The 15,997-nt window shown below is 39.7% G+C and carries 12 protein-coding genes; 11 read left to right on the plus strand and 1 reads right to left on the minus strand.

Features of this window, described 5'->3' with window-relative positions; translation table 11 throughout:
* Nucleotides 1–225: 225 nt before the first annotated feature.
* From AKG39_RS14250 to AKG39_RS14260, 3 genes are all read left to right on the plus strand, one after another.
* Nucleotides 226–585, plus strand: coding sequence for a hypothetical protein (locus tag AKG39_RS14250; RefSeq protein WP_050741077.1), 360 nt, complete (start codon nt 226–228; stop codon nt 583–585).
* 1,377 nt (nt 586–1,962) lie between these two features.
* Complete coding sequence (locus tag AKG39_RS14255; protein ID WP_050741078.1) at nt 1,963–4,152, plus strand: methyl-accepting chemotaxis protein; 2,190 nt, start codon at nt 1,963–1,965, stop codon at nt 4,150–4,152.
* Between the two features lie 213 nt (nt 4,153–4,365).
* Nucleotides 4,366–4,878: a DUF1097 domain-containing protein gene (locus tag AKG39_RS14260; protein ID WP_050741079.1), complete on the plus strand. Its 513-nt coding sequence runs from the start codon at nt 4,366–4,368 to the stop codon at nt 4,876–4,878.
* 162 nt (nt 4,879–5,040) lie between these two features.
* Here the strand turns inward: AKG39_RS14260 and AKG39_RS14265 are convergent, their stop codons facing one another.
* Nucleotides 5,041–6,090, minus strand: coding sequence for an AraC family transcriptional regulator (locus tag AKG39_RS14265; RefSeq protein WP_050741080.1), 1,050 nt, complete (start codon nt 6,088–6,090; stop codon nt 5,041–5,043).
* A 227-nt stretch (nt 6,091–6,317) separates the two neighbouring features.
* On the opposite strand from AKG39_RS14265, the gene AKG39_RS14270 reads away from it, so the two are divergent.
* The 8 genes from AKG39_RS14270 to AKG39_RS14305 all read left to right on the plus strand — a co-directional run bounded on the left by AKG39_RS14270 (nt 6,318) and on the right by AKG39_RS14305 (nt 15,985).
* Nucleotides 6,318–7,346 carry a D-cysteine desulfhydrase family protein gene (locus AKG39_RS14270; RefSeq protein ID WP_050741081.1) on the plus strand — a complete coding sequence of 343 codons (1,029 nt, stop codon included), beginning with the start codon at nt 6,318–6,320 and terminating at the stop codon, nt 7,344–7,346.
* A gap of 17 nt (nt 7,347–7,363) precedes the next feature.
* Complete coding sequence (locus tag AKG39_RS14275) at nt 7,364–9,643, plus strand: xanthine dehydrogenase family protein molybdopterin-binding subunit (RefSeq protein ID WP_160316200.1); 2,280 nt, start codon at nt 7,364–7,366, stop codon at nt 9,641–9,643.
* Nucleotides 9,636–10,514: an FAD binding domain-containing protein gene (locus AKG39_RS14280; RefSeq protein ID WP_050741083.1), complete on the plus strand. Its 879-nt coding sequence runs from the start codon at nt 9,636–9,638 to the stop codon at nt 10,512–10,514. The genes AKG39_RS14275 and AKG39_RS14280 overlap by 8 nt, the downstream gene beginning before the upstream one ends.
* Nucleotides 10,511–10,969: a (2Fe-2S)-binding protein gene (locus AKG39_RS14285; RefSeq protein ID WP_050741084.1), complete on the plus strand. Its 459-nt coding sequence runs from the start codon at nt 10,511–10,513 to the stop codon at nt 10,967–10,969. The genes AKG39_RS14280 and AKG39_RS14285 overlap by 4 nt, the downstream gene beginning before the upstream one ends.
* A gap of 245 nt (nt 10,970–11,214) precedes the next feature.
* Nucleotides 11,215–11,871 carry a GntR family transcriptional regulator gene (locus tag AKG39_RS14290; protein ID WP_050741085.1) on the plus strand — a complete coding sequence of 219 codons (657 nt, stop codon included), beginning with the start codon at nt 11,215–11,217 and terminating at the stop codon, nt 11,869–11,871.
* 380 nt (nt 11,872–12,251) lie between these two features.
* Nucleotides 12,252–14,630 (plus strand): xanthine dehydrogenase family protein molybdopterin-binding subunit, encoded by a 2,379-nt coding sequence (locus AKG39_RS14295; RefSeq protein ID WP_050741086.1) that lies wholly within the window; start codon nt 12,252–12,254, stop codon nt 14,628–14,630.
* Entirely contained in the window at nt 14,620–15,126 is a 507-nt protein-coding gene (locus AKG39_RS14300) for a (2Fe-2S)-binding protein (protein ID WP_050741087.1), read from the plus strand. Before AKG39_RS14295 ends, AKG39_RS14300 begins: the two co-directional genes overlap by 11 nt.
* Nucleotides 15,116–15,985: an FAD binding domain-containing protein gene (locus AKG39_RS14305; RefSeq protein ID WP_050741088.1), complete on the plus strand. Its 870-nt coding sequence runs from the start codon at nt 15,116–15,118 to the stop codon at nt 15,983–15,985. Before AKG39_RS14300 ends, AKG39_RS14305 begins: the two co-directional genes overlap by 11 nt.
* Nucleotides 15,986–15,997: the final 12 nt, after the last annotated feature.

Consider the following 15,997-nt stretch of genomic DNA (forward strand, 5'->3'; position numbering starts at 1 on the left):
ACAGTCTCTTTGGGAAAATTATCAAAAGGAGAATGAGTTTGCCAGAAGCGTAAAGTTTGAGGATACTCTTGATTGTGTGATGAAAATAGGGCAGAGCATCAAGATAAGCGGTTAATGCGTTTTATAGTCAAATGAATTGCAGTGATAGCAACAGGTGTTGCCTTATCAATGGCAGCAGGAGAAATAGAGCGTGTATTAACAAAGTAATAAAAGGAGAGAAAAAAGATGGAGAAATCAATTATATTTGGTGTTCTTTTAACCATTTATACCATATGGCTTGCCTTTGATTTGGTAAGAAGTAGAGGGAAAAGCAAATCTAAGATCATGACGCGAGCAGCTGTCTTTTTCGCAGTCGCAGGATGGTTTATGTACTTGCTATATATTGGAGCCCCTATTGTAGGTGCTTATAATAACAGTACATTTAAAATTTTTATCAGTCTAGGTTTTCTGGTTATAATGGGTTTATTTATAGCACCACATGTAAATCTTAAAAAAGGGACACCAGAGTATGAATTGATAAAAGGAGCAATAGTTACCATTACGTTATTAATAGTATTCCTAATTTATATAGTGAATTTTCATTAAGATTTATTAAATAAATTAAATAAGATCAGCAGCAACCAAGTTACTGCTGATCTTATTTTTATTAGTCGTTTTAATTTACAGAGTAATGATTCAGATCGAATTATGGGTGAAGTATTATTAACAATTGCATTATATAAGGGGAACGACATCGGAGCTATTGATAAGACGAACGTTCGTGAAGGATGCAAGCGACTGTTGCACACACCAGAAATAAAATATAATTAATAAATAGTCGTCGAAATGGCTTAACAGTGAGATTGCAATAAGTAGAATCAAATAGAATTTAGTAGAATACTGACAAACATTTGAGAAAGCGATGGAAAGTGTCTTAAAAATGTCGTATATAGCCCAAAAATGGCTTTAATATGCCATTTACCTACTGCTTCGTAATCAGTAGGTCGGCGGTTCGATTCCGCCCGCTAGCTCCAGTAAGAATAGCATGAGAGAGCCGTTTATCGGCTCTTTTTTTTGTACCTTCAAGCAAGAAAAATAGCTGAAAACATGCAATTTATGCACATCAGAAATAAAAACGTTCAAAAAAATGCGTATTTTGATCATTTTTGTCTATAAAATTCAGACGATTAAATTCTCTGAAAATTTTATAATGAATATACACCACTAAATTTACAATGAAAAATACCTGTTAATTGTCGAGGAAAAGGTATCGTTGTACAAAAAATGCCAACATAAAATAGCTCATTACTCAGGTTGATAACAATTGGATAGCTGTAACAAAAAAAACAGTTGAAATGCTATTTTAAAGCCAATGTGATGGATGCTTTTAAACAAATCAAATGAACAATGTATGAAATTTTAAAATGTAATGCCAAAGAATCTTATACACATTCATGATGAAGGTTGATTGATGAAAAAGGAAAAGAACAGGAATATCATAAAGAAAGAAGTTTTCACGAATAGATTGGTAGACTTACCCGGAAATACCTAAAAAATAAAATGGACTACTGACTTTATTTGAATAAATGACCTACTGACTTTTCGGGAGAATATGGTTGTTTTCTGCAAGGGGAAATTCTTCACTGGGAGGGAACTTTTTCGGTTCTTTCCAAAGTTAGTTTCTTTTGTTAAACGGCTTGTCTTTTTTTTAGTGCGGACTAGAAAATAAAAATGATTGAAAAGATATTGCGTATATTTTACGTCATATAAAACAAAAATAACTGATGAGATTTTATAATTTGATACAAAATTACTTCGGTGTAAATTGAAGTCATAAGATGTCTGCTGTTCATATTTTCTGATTATATTAAAATAATTGTGGAAATGTTAGGTTGATCTAGTTATAATTAAAACATTAACGATTATCGATTATAGATAAAGCGGTTAGATTGATTTAAATTTATTAAAGAAAGAGGTTTTTAAGTGGAGAAAAGTAATGGAAATCGGGATTTTAATATGAGGTTAGCTAAAAAGCTGCAAATTTATGTATTGATACTTCTTACCATGTCGGTATTGGCTGTAAACATTGTTGTCACTAAGCTGGAGTTTTCAACAGGTCGAATATATGGAATGGTATTAACATCAATTGTAATTATTTTATTAGGTGGAGCTGCAACCCATCTGTTCTGCAAACGAATACTAAAACCAATTATAAAAGCAAATGAACTTCTGGGGAAATTGAGTCTGGGACAGTTAGGCTTACGTATGGAAGGTGAAACAAATGATGAAATAGGGGAAATGGCATTTCATTTGAATCAGTTTATGGACTACCTTCAAAATGATATTTTTGAACCAATCAAAAGAATTGCAGACGGCAATTTTTCAATAAAGCCAGACGATTCCAATAATCAAACAGAAATAACCAGTGAATTATATAAAATAATGGGATCGCTAAACAATATACGGACTGAGATAACGATGCTTGCCAAAGCCGGATTTGAAGGTCAGCTTTCTGTAAGGGCAGATGTGAATATATTTAGTGGCGGTTATCGAGACATCATTAATGGTGTTAATAATGCTATGGATGTATTAACCGAACCGGTAAAGACGGTTTCAGATTATATTTGTCACATCGGACAAGGCGAAATTACTGAAATAATATCGGAATCCTATCAGGGGGAATTTGAGGTTCTGAAAAATAATATTAATTCCTGCATCAGAGGCTTAGGTGCTTTGGAAGAAAGTAATCGTATTCTTTTACTTATGAGTAAAAATGATTTTACACAAAGTATTGAAGGCAATTTTGTTGGAGTCTACGCTGATATTGCCAAATCCATAAATGCCGTTAATTCCAAACTGGTACGGGTTGTGGAGATTTCCAGCAATATTGCAAATGGCGATATGCGAGATCTGGAAGCCCTCAGAAAAGTACCTAGGCAAAGTGAGAATGATCGAATCATCCCCAGTCTCATCGGTATGATTGAAAATATTATTATGCTTGTGGAGGAAACTGAAAAAATGACTGGAATCGCTGTAAAAGGAGACCTCAGCAATCGCGGTGAAGTCACTAAATTCAATGGTGAATTTGCAAGGGTGATCGACGGTTTCAACCAAATATTGGACGCTGTCATTGCACCGGTTCTGGAAGCGTCAAATACCTTGAAAAAATTATCCAAGGGAAATTTAAATACCGGAATGATCGGGAATTATCAGGGGGATCATGCCCGAATAAAAGAAGATTTAAATCAAACCATCGAATTTTTAAAGCAATATGTGTTCGAAATCACGCTGACCCTAGAAGAAATGGGATACGGAAATCTGGATCAGGTGATCACAACCGAGTATCTGGGCGATTTTCTGCCGATTAAGAGTGCGCTTAATGGTATCACCACAAGCCTAAGTGAAACGATGTCCGATATCAATATAGCAGCCGAACAGGTTGAGATAGGGGCACACCAAATCTCAGACGGTGGTCAGGGGTTGGCTCAGGGAACCACAGAACAGGCCAGTTCAATTCAGCAACTCTCAGCATCCATAGAAGAAGTTGCGGGAGAAACTAAACAAAATGCCATATATGCATCTAAAGCCAATGAATTAGCTTTAGATGTACGATTCAATGCGGAAGTTGGCAATGGACAGATGAAAAAAATGGTCACAGCGATGGTGGAAATTAATGACTCCTCCAAGAATATTTCAAAAATAATAAAAGTTATTGACGATATTGCATTCCAGACTAATATTTTGGCATTAAATGCCGCAGTGGAAGCAGCACGAGCCGGACAACATGGGAAAGGCTTCGCTGTGGTTGCAGAAGAAGTTCGGACTCTTGCGGCAAGAAGTGCAGAGGCAGCTAAAGAAACCACCAGCCTTATTGAAGGCTCCATTGAAAAAGTGGAAGCAGGAACCAAAATTGCAGATGAAACAGCAGCGAGCTTAAATGAAATTCTAAATAAAATTGAAAAAGTCACTGATTTAGTCGGTAATATTGCCCGGGCATCCAATGATCAGGCATTAGAAATTGTCCAAATTACCCAGGGAATTGAGCAGGTGTCAATGGTTGTTCAAACCAATTCGGCTACAGCAGAAGAGAGTGCGGCGGCCAGTGAAGAGCTTTCCGGCCAGGCAGAACTACTTAAAAAAATGGTGGATGCTTTTCGATTGAAACAAATTTAAAGGGCTTGAAATAAATATTAAATAATGATTGACGTTTACAATAATATATTGTATATTATGCTTAATCGATTATATATAATACACTGTGAAGATGATGGATATTGAATTTACAGCTAAATGAACTATTAATCGGTACTTATGCGATCAGAAAAGACACCAGGCGGAATCATATTATTTATTACCGAAAAGGTAAAATTGAAAGGTGGAATTATAATGGGTTATTTAGTAGCGATTGGTCTTACAGCAGGGGTTATTGCAGGAATTTTTACACATTTAGCTTTCATAGCAGCTGTGTTGCCAGTAATTGTGTGGGTGGCCTTTGCCGGAGAAGCAAGTTTCTTCGCAGCAGGTGGAAAAAACTTGGGGTTCGTAAAGGGTCTTGCATCAAATCTGGCCGGCGTATTCTGGGCATATTTTATATTCTTTATTGTAGGTGCATGGGCGTCTCCTTTGGCTATGGGAGTGGCAGTATTCATTGCCGTTCTGATGATGTGTATCCAGGCCAAAATTGATATTCTTTCTTTTATTCCCGGAGCATTTATTGGAGCAGCCTGTTTATTTGGCACAGCATCTGCAGAATTCCCAACTGGTAATATTTTGGGTGTAGTGATTGCATTGGCATTAGGTGCAGCAATGGGATGGGTTGCAGAAAAAGCAGCAGGTCCAATTGCAGGTTTGATTGGTAAAAAATATCCGGAAAAGGCAGCTGAGGAACAAAAAGCATAACAAAATAATTTTTACAGAGAAATAACTTTAAAATCGCATGAGTAAGAGTTATATTTTTTCTGCATCAAAAGAGACGCATGGCTGGATAACTTTTAAGTTGTCAGGCAATGCGTCTTTTCTAATTATTCAAAAGAAAACTAAAGATCTAAAAAATATTTGTATTTATTTGCTGAGATTATTTATTTCTGCTTTAGCTTTATTTTGTTGCTGAAACTGTGAAGGCGTTATGTGATAGGTGCGTTTGAAACTTCGGTAGAAACTGCTGACATCTTCATAGCCGACAATCGATGCGATCTCTTCAATACTGATCTGCTCATTTTTAAGAAGCTCACAGGATTTTTGCATGCGTAGTTCGGTAATGATACTGCCATAGGTTTTTCCGGTATATCGCTTAATAATCTTACAGAAATAAGATTTGCTGTAATTAAATGCACGGGCTGTTTCTTTAAGAGTGATTGATTTAATATTATCCCGCATATAGTTAAGTATTTTCACCATATCCTTGGGAGGCGATTGTAAATTTTCAATCCAGATTTTATAATCATAGCTTCTTATCAAATAGACACAAAGCCATTCAAAATAGATATTCAGCATACGGCGGGATGTATTATCGAATTGTTCCATTTCATGAGTCATTTCCAGAAAGAGATTGCTTATTTTTTTATCGTCTGTTAATTCAAAAAGAACATAAGAAGCTGGGGTTGACCCATAGATAACGCGGCTGAAAAATTGGGAAAGAACATCCTGGCTATCAAGGAGTGTAATAAAAGCCTTGTCAAAGGTGCTCCGCCGGATAGCAATATGAAAAACGATGCTATCATCGGCATCGGTATGTAATTGATGTTTGGTATTCGTTGCTAATAAGAGTAAATCACCTTTTTTCAGACTGACTTTATCATGATTGGGTCCGATAAACGTGCAAATGCCATGGTAGACATAGGTAATTTCAATAAAATCATGCTGGTGCATTTTATGATGCGGTCGGTATCTGGGGCGCCTTACCACCGCAATATCTGAATGGGACTGAATAAAAAGATTCTCGGGATAGGTCGTGTTGTCCCTAGACAGATTTTGAACAGGATCGGATTGAAATTCGTCTTCCCCAAATTGTTTTAATACATCACTCAATTCTTTAGGACTGATATCGTCAGAATTTATGTGATTTTCAAAAAGATATTTATAAATTTTTTCAATGGTTGTCATTTCAAACATAACACGCCCTCCAATTTCCAGGTCTTTTCCCTATTGTATGTTGTAATGCAATTTATGTCTAATGCTTTTATGCTGTTCCCGCTGTCTATTGGCAACGAAGGATTTGATTTTAAATATCCTAATGATAACTTTTGCAACAAGGTTGAACAAGTATGGCTAATGATTTATCAGCTTAAAATTGATAAAGTTTAACTAATAAATCCGAAAATAAGAAAAGGAAAAACAATATGAGCAGTAAAAATGTTTTTGAGAAAATTCATGAAATACCAAAAAGAAACTATATGCACTGTCCAACTCCTCTTCAAAAATTGACTAATCTGTCAAAAGCTTTGGGCGGAGAAGTTGAGATCTATATGAAGCGGGATGATTTGCTGCCTTTTGGAGGCAATAAATTAAGAAAATTAGAGTTCCTGTTTCACGAAGCCCTGGCGTCGGGTGCAGATACCATAATTACCGGAAGCACCTTTCAATGTAACCACAATTTAATGGCGCTATTTCTTGCAAATATAGAAGGCCTGAACACGGAGCTGATTATGGAGTACTGGTCGGATCATTCCTATCAATTTCAGAATGACCGGAATAAGCACTTGTATGAATTTGGGGGAGCTTCAAGAATTGAACAATCCATAGAACCAATCAAAGGCCCGTTGGGTGACATGGAATTGACTCGGCAAATGAAAGCAGATCTTGAAGTGGTTGGTAAAAAACCATATATTCTGGCACGAGGAGGAACCAGTCCCTTGGGAAATTGCGGTTATGTTCTCTGTGCCGAAGAGATCATTAAGCAGGCGAAAGCAATGGACATTGATTTTGATACGCTGGTATGTCCAAGCGGTACCGGCGGCACACAAATGGGACTTTTAATTGGATTTGATGCCGCCGAGTATGCCATTGATATATTAGGGATTAATGTGTTTCAAAATAAGCAGGCTCAAATAAAAACACTTTACGGGGCATTAGACCAGACAGCGCATTTTTTAGGGATTGAAGGGCCGGACAAGGACACGATTTTTTGCTATGAAGAGTATTATGGCAAAGCCTATGCACAGCCCACGGATGAACTCAAAGAAGCCATCGAATTGCTGGCAAGAACCGAAGGCATCATGATGGATCCCGTTTACTCCGGAAAAACCATGGCGGGACTCATTGGATTAATCCGAACTGGCGAAATCAAAAAAGGCTCAAAGGTTGTTTTTATCCATACCGGGGGATTAAACACCTCCTATGATTATGCATCAGTATTGGAAATAGAATAAAACGAGGAGAAAAGATGATGGCTAAAAGAAAAATTTATGACAGACAGGATGCCTATGGAAAAATTACCGGTAAAGCTAAGTATGTGAATGACCTGTCTTTTCCTGGAATGCTTTATGTTCAAACGGTTAGAATTCCCTTTGCCCATGCCAGAATTATTAATATTGACTGCACGGAAGCGTTAAAAGAAAAAGGGGTTGTGGGCGTCTACACGGCAAAAGATGTTCCGGGAGTCAACCAAAAACCAAAAGACCGACCAGTGCTTGCAGATCAGGAAACCAAATATACCGGTGATGGTGTGGCCATTGTGGTTGCAGATTCTAAAGAAGCAGCCATTAAATCGGTTAAACTTCTGGAGATTGAGTATGAGGAACTTCCGTTTGTTATGGATCCTGAGGAAGCCTTAAAAAATGGAGCTCCTATTCTCCATGGGGATACAAACTTTGCCGCCAGCCATAAGACCTTAAAGGGCGATGTGGCTGTCGGCTTTGCCGAAGCTGAGGTCATCATTGAAAGAGCATATTCCACCCAAAGAGCCATGCATGCTGCTATCGAGCCGGATGGTGCCATTGCTATACCGGACAAAGATGGTGTTTTAATATACTGTCCTGGGAAAGGTCCCTTTAATATCAAGCGGGCGGTTGCATCCTACTGCGGATTACAGGATAATCAGGTCAGAATTATTCAACCTACCCAGGGTGGCGTTTTTGGCGGGAAAGATTCGGATATCAATGTGATGGCAGCCCGAGTTGCCATGGCAGCCATGATTACTGGGCGACCCTGTAAAATGGTTTGGAGCCGTGAAGAAGTCATGGAGGAGGGAACGAAACGACATCCTTTTAAGTTGAAGTATAAGGTAGGAGCAAGGCGTGATGGTCATATTACCGCCATGGAGATCAGAGGACTGGCAGATGTGGGGGCCTATATCACAAAGAGTGCCGCCACCATTTGGCGGGCCACTGTAGAAGCCGCCGGGCCTTATAACATTGAAAATATTTCGACAATTATCGAGGGGGCATTTACAAACAACACGGTTTCCGATGCGGTACGTGGTTTTGGTTCGCCCCAGGTTGATTTTGCATCGGAATCCCTAATGAATGAACTGGCCAAAGAATTGGGAATCGATCCCCTGGAAATCCGTCGGATCAATGGATTTACCGAAGGTTCCATTACGGCCACCGGTCAAAAGCTGGAATGTGTAAATCTCATGGCCTGCCTCGATAAACTGGAAGCAGCCTTTCCGGTGCATGAAAAACCAGCACCGGCACACCCAGGAAAAGTCAGAGGTCGGGGTATTTCATGTATCTTTCGCGGAGAAGCCATGGGGGCGGGTTTCAAAGAAAAAGATGCCGCTGCCGTGAATTTTAATGTCGAGAAAGACGGAACCATCACTGTGTACAGTGGGATAACCGAACAGGGGCAGGGTGGCACCAATGTGGTATTACAGATTATCAGTGAAACATTGGGAGTCAGTATTGAGCATTTAAAAATGAGCCCCCTGGATACTGCCTATGTGATCGACAGCGGCGCCACCGTTGGTTCACGAGGAACCATTACCTCAGGGAATGCGGCACTGGTTGCCGCAAATGATGCGAAGATCAGAATCGCAAAGGTCATAGCCGAACAGTGGGAGGTTGATTCTGAGGAGATTATTTTCTGTGATAATAGCATCTACACCCCATACAAGACTCGTAGCCTGAGCTTCAGAGATGCGGTTAACCTATGTTACACGGTTATACCCGGGGTGTACGGTCACGGTTGGTGGTCATTGCCGCCGGTTTGGTGGGACTTTGAAAATAATCGGGGTGAAACCTATGCCTCCTTTAATTACGGTGCCTGTGGCGCTGAGGTTGAGATTGATCTTGTATCCGGGAAAGTGGATGTGATCAATGTAGTGGCTATACACGACATGGGACGGATTATCAACGAAGCCGAAGCCAAGGCTCAGATTGCCGGAGGTGTTTCCATGGCTTTGGGTCTTGCCCTGAGTGAAGAGATCACCACGCGAAATGGAAAACTGATGACCACAAATTTTGATAAATACTCGTTGCAGACGGTGATGGATTCGCCTAATATCAGGGCAATTCCATTGGAAGCACAACCCGCCAATAATCCATTGGGTGTCAAAGGCGTCAGTGAATCATCCACCGCTACGGTTTCCCCTGCAGTGTTCAACGCCATTGAAGCCGCATTGGGAGTACGGCTGAGAAAGCTTCCAGCAGACCTGGAAAGCGTACTTGCCGCCATTGAAGAAAGTGAAAGACTGGGATATATTAAAAGAGGTGGAAGCAATGAGTAGTGTATTTTTTCAACCCCAAAATTTAAAACAGGCACTGGAATACAAACGGGATTTTGAAGAGGCTGCTCTGCTGGCAGGCGGCACAGACCTGATCATTGCAAAGCGCAGTGGTAAAGATACAAAAAAGGGTGATCTCATCGATTTGTCAAAAATTAACGAACTTAAAACTATTAATGTTTATGAGGATATCATAAGTGTTGGCTCCATGGCGACTTTTTCGGCTATATGCGACTCCGAAATATTGCATGAAAAAGTCGCGTTTCTTTGCCAGGCGGCCCTGTCCGTTGGTGCTCCCCAAATTAGAAACAGAGGAACCATTGGCGGGAATATCTGCAATGCAAGCCCGGCAGCAGACGGGATACCGCCTCTAGTGTGCCTCGGAGCACAGGTGAACCTTCAATCCATAGGAAAAAATGGAGAGATTCAGAGTCGAACGCTTCCCATAGAAGTATTTATTTTAAATAAGGGTAAAACAGCCCTCAAAAACAATGAAATATTAACCAGTATTGTGTTAAAGTTGCCATCAGAAAAGACTAAAACCCGATTTGACAAAATTGGCAGACGAAATGCTCTGGCTATATCAAGATTGAATGGAGCCTGTCTGATCAAAATGGCTCATGACAGGGTTGAGCAAATAAGCCTGGTCATTGGTGCCGCAACATCAAGGCCAGAACGGTTTGTTGTTGTTGAGGATTATTTAACTGGAAAAAAATTGAGTGATGATACTTTAAACGAAGCAGGTCGCTTGGCATCAGATTATGTATTGGAACAAACCGGAAGAAGAGCGTCAAGCGCTTATAAATTACCGGTGATAGCCAGGTTTACGGAAGCCCTGATAAAAAAGACCTTGAAAGAAGAGGATAAAAAATGAAACAATTAGCGATAACCTTTGTTTTAAACAACAAAGAAATATGTTTGGATGTGGATCCGGAAATGACGCTTTTGAATCTGCTCCGGGAAGAATTGTTTCTCACAGGAACAAAAGAAGGCTGTGGCACCGGGGAATGCGGAGCCTGTACCGTAATTATGGATGGTCTTGCGGTAAATTCCTGTCTGGTGCTGTCAGCCCAGGTGAATGGCACTGAGATTATAACCATTGAAGCATTGGAACAGGATGGGCAATTGGATCGCTTGCAACAATCATTCATCGACAACCACGCTGTGCAATGTGGGTTTTGCACACCCGGTATGCTTATGAGTGCAAAGTCTCTGCTAATGAAAAATTCAAAGCCAACAAAAGATGAAATCAAGGTTGCATTGTCTGGAAATCTTTGCAGGTGCACAGGTTATGAGAATATCGTTGCAGCGGTAGAAGATGCAGTATAATTTAGCGGATATTTTTGGCGATCGTTGGAAATAGAAAATTAGTTGTGTTTAATTACGAATGATGTTGAAGGCATTTTTTATTTAAAATTAGGAAGACATACAGGTTTTAAAAATTAAATACAACTAATATATACGCTAAAATAAAAATATAAAATCCATAAACGATAATAGATAATTTTGACATCTCTTGAAAATGTGTTATAATTAACGCATTAAATGATTGATATAGCAAGGAGTGGTCTATTGTGGTGGAACTTGATGGAAAATTAAGAAAAAAAACGTTATATAGCGATGAAATACGAGAAGTCATTAAACAGGCAATTCTCAGTGAGGAACTAAAACCCGGTGAACGGGTGGTTGAAACACGCTGGGCTAAAAAGTTAGGTGTTTCCCAATCACCGGTCAGAGAAGCCATAAGAGATTTGGAAATGATGGGTTATATCGAAAATCGCCCTTATCAGGGTGCTTTTGTTCGGAAAATGAATAAAAAGGATATCATCGATTCGTATTATGTTAGAGAAGCTTTGGAATCAGCGGGAATGCGTTATGCAGTTGAATTAATTACGGATGAGCAGCTGGCAGAAATTCATACTATTATGGATGAAATGATACAAGCGGTTAAGGACGAGCAATTTGAACTTTTCGTTGAAAAAGATAGTTTGTTCCATGAGAAGATAATGGAGATCTCCCAAAATGAATTACTGATTAAACTCTGGAAACAATGCAAGATCCGGGAGTACACCAGTATTAGTGCATGGATGTCGGATCTTACTTTAGAATCCCTGGCAGAGCGCCATGATTGCTTATATAAGGCACTAAAAGAGAGAAATTTGGAAGTGGCATTGGCATCCGTCAGTGAGCACTTTGATGTACTTATCAATGAAATGAAAATTAATGGTTAGCATCGTTTAAAAATAACTAAATATAAAGAACGAATTCTGTTTGATAGAAATTCAACAATGATTATTTTAGAAGTCATTGCGGAAAATTCTGTTAAATAGAATTTTTTTTGCCATAAATTAAATCTTTAAAATTTGTAAATAGTGTTTGACATTTCGAAAAAGAGGTGGTAATATTCATTTATAAAATATAATCGATTATATATAATATTTTATGTTTAATGCTGTGCAAGGAAAAATTAAAATATTGTAATTAAATAGCAATGGGTTAAAAACGCTTATTTCGTTCTGGTCCTTACAAGTGCCACTTAATAAATGCAAAGATTCTGTTGTTAGCTTTTCTGGTATTTTAAAATTTTTACTTTAAATTTGGAGGTTTAATTATGTCTGATTGTGAAAATACCAATTATATTGGTAAAAGTGTTCAAAGAGTTGACGCATTTGAAAAAGCAACCGGTAAAGCAAAATACTTTGAGGATTACCAAATCCAATACAGAGATTTGTTACATGTAAAGGTTTTACGAAGCCCACATGCCCATGCAAAAATCATAAGTATTGATGTGAGTGCGGCAGAAGCCCTTCCAGGTGTAATAACAGTCGTAAAAGGAAGCGATACCGATATTCCATGGTCGGATCTCCCTTATGCATCGGCTTACTACGGAAATCCTGCGAGATATGAAGTTATCTGGGCCGGACAGGCAGTCGTTGCTGTTGCCGCAGAAAGTATTGAAATTGCTGAAGAAGCATTGGAGCTGGTAAAAGTCGAATATGAAATGCTCCCATATGTAACCGATCAACGATTGGCCATGGGAGTCGATGCCATTCCAGTTACAAGCCCAGAATTAGAGATTGCAGCCGGATACGGAGGACCACAACCAGAAGGTCCGAATGTCATGGGCAGCTATAAACTGAGACACGGCGATGTTGATAAAGCTTTTGAAGAAGCCGATGTAATCGTTGAAGAAGAATACCAGGCTGGTAAAAAATCCACATCCCAAATTGAATGCAATGGCAGCATTGTTGAATACCAACAAGATGGCGGTGTGAAAATTATTACCAATGGCTGTGGTGTTCACGGCGTTATTAAAAATCACATATTGACCATGTATCCGCAACTGACATCATCCAAGGTTCGAGTCATCCAGCCTGTTACCGGCGGCAGCTTTGGAAATCGTCTATTTCCATTAGTAGAGCCACTGGCAGTTTTAATGGCGTTAAGAACGAAAAGAACTGTTTCATATGTACTCACAAGAAAAGAAATGTACACCTCGTCACCATCAAACTGGCCAGTTTATACCAAATTAAAACTGGGAGCTAAAAAAGATGGGACCATTATTGCAGAAAAACTTGAACTTGTTGAGGATGCTGGAGCACAAATTAGAGGCTACTTTGACGGTCGATTATCATCATCAGGTTTAATGTGTGTTTATAACATTCCAAATGTCCACTGTGACTCCTATGCAGTGAGTACTAACACAGTCCCATGTGCCCCTTATCGAGGGTTAGGATGTGCAGAATCTGAATGGGCAATGGAAAATCTTTTGGATGTTTTAGCCGAAAAATTAGACATGGATCCTCTTGAAATCAGGTTAAAGAATATGATTAAAAATGGCGAAACCAATGCTTATGGTGAAAAAGTTACCAGTATCGGTCTCGGAAAATGTTTAAAAGCGGTTGCAGATGGCATCAAAATTGATGAACCCTGCCAACAGGACGATGGCCCATGGAAATACGGAAAAGGCATTGCCGCAGCCGGAAAACAAAACACACCGTTGGGTCGTGCAGAAGCGGATTGCCTGGTTCACAGTGATGGCAGTATTGAAATCCTTGTAAGCTGTGACGAACAGGGGATGGGTGTGCAATCGGCGCTCAGACAAATGGCAGCTACAGAATTTAAAATTGACATTGCCAGAGTAAAGATGACACGGGCAGATACAGCCATAACACCGTTTGATAATTTTGGAGCTTCCAGCCGAACAACCTATACCACCGGGAATGCGGTCATTATTGCCTGCCAGGATGCCATTGATCAGCTTAAAGAAGCAGCAGGTCGTGAAGTCGGTTTGGCGAAAAAACAGATTACTATTAAAGATGGCAAAGCATATATTGTCGGATCAAACACTGAAGTAATTGATATTGCGGATTTATTCAAACCATTTGACTTCTTCACCCAGCAGACCTGGGGACTTCTCAAAGGAACACCGGTTAGAGGAAGAGGTGTATTCTGTCCAGCACCTGCAGTGCCATGGTTTGGACCTGGACATGAAGATGGTAGAACACCAAGAATGTGGAACTGGTACCAGTTCAGTGCTTTTGGGGCAGAGGTTGCAGTTAATGAAGAAACGGGACAAATAAAAATTCTTAAACTAATGAGTACCGCAGACTCCGGAAATCCGATTAATCCTAAACTCGTTGAAGGCCAAATTGATGGCGGTGTTATCATGGCCCTTGGGTTCTCAATTATGGATCATCACATGTATCAGGATGGAAAAATGATGAATCCAAACATGTCAGATTATCGTTTGCCAACAACATTGGAAACACCGCTTCAAAAAAACTTTATGCGGGCAATTTTACCGGATCCATTACCAGATGGTCCATTTAATGCTAAAGGGATGGCAGAATCCATTATGATTCCTGTTGGACCAGCCATTGCTTCGGCAATTTATCAAGCGATTGGTGTACGGCCAACGGAAATGCCTATGACCGCAGAAAGTATTTTGAAGTTAATTAAGGATAAGGAGGCTAATAATGCAAAATAAATCAAATTTTATTAAAGTTGACTGTGAAGTAAATGGCAAACCTGTTAGTTTGCATGTTTCACCAGACCAGACAGTGGTTGACGTGTTAAGAAATGAACTCGGATTAACCGGCACAAAAAAAGGCTGCGATGATGGGAACTGCGGAGCATGCACCATTCTATTAGATGGAAAAGCAGCAAAAAGCTGTTCGATGTTGATTGGCCAGGTGCGAAATAAAAAAATAACAACCATTGAAGGTGTGAGTAATGGTGAGATTCTTCACCCTATGCAACAGGCGTTTATTGATACATTCGCTATTCAATGTGGTTTTTGTACACCGGGAATGATTTTATCCGGGATTGCGATTTTGAATGAGAATCCTGACGCAGACGAAGAAGAAATCAGAGAAGGCTTACATGGAAATTTATGTCGCTGTACCGGTTACGTAAAAATTGTTGAAGCGGTAGAAATCGCACGAGATCGGATGAATGCTGGGGGTGCAAAAAATGAAATTTAATTCATACCATGAACCAGAAACAATTGAAGAATGTATTCAGATCTTAGACGAACAGGGTGCGGATGCAAAAATTCTGGCTGGTGGCACCGATCTCGTCATTCGTATGAGAAGCCGAGTTTTTAAACTTAAAGCAGTGGTGAGTTTAAATGCAATTCCTGAATTAAGCGAAGTTACCTTAAAAGAAGATGGTCTTTATATTGGAGCCATGGCTCGTCTGATGGACGTTTCTAAATTAGAACTATTGACGGATGCTTGGGAAATTGTTAAAACCGGAGCCGGAAATGTATCCAGTATGCAGGTTCGAAATATTGCCACCCTTGGCGGAAACACCTGTAATGCTTCCCCAAGCGCGGACACCGTTCCTAGTCTGGTTGTTTCCGGCGCAATTGCCAATATCATCGGCAAAAATGGCCCAAGAAGTGTTCTTCTGGAAGATTTCTTCACTGGACCTGGTAAAACAGTTTTAGCAAAAGACGAAATACTAGTAAGTTTTAAACTGCCTAATTACGCTGATAAAACGGGCGCGGTTTATAAGAAATATTCAATCCGTGGCGATACCGATATTGCAATTATCGGCGTTGCCGGGAAAATCACATTGAATGCTCAAGGTGAAGTGGTGGATGTCAAAATCGCTTTAGGCGGTGTGGCACCAACTGTTATGCGGGTTCCAAAAGCCGAAGCTTTTTTAACCGGAAAGAAATTAACAGATCAATTAATTGAAGAAGCTGCAGTGATCGCTTCGGAGTCATGTACACCAATAACCGATGCTCGGGCAACAAAAGAGTATCGAACAGAAATGGTCAGGGTTTGGGTTCGACATGTTTTAACAGATGCGGCGCAGGAAGCTCAGAAAAACTAAGAAAGTTATGGA

The sequence above is a fragment of the Acetobacterium bakii genome (genome assembly GCF_001263355.1).
GTDB classification, from domain to species: Bacteria; Bacillota; Clostridia; order Eubacteriales; family Eubacteriaceae; genus Acetobacterium; species Acetobacterium bakii.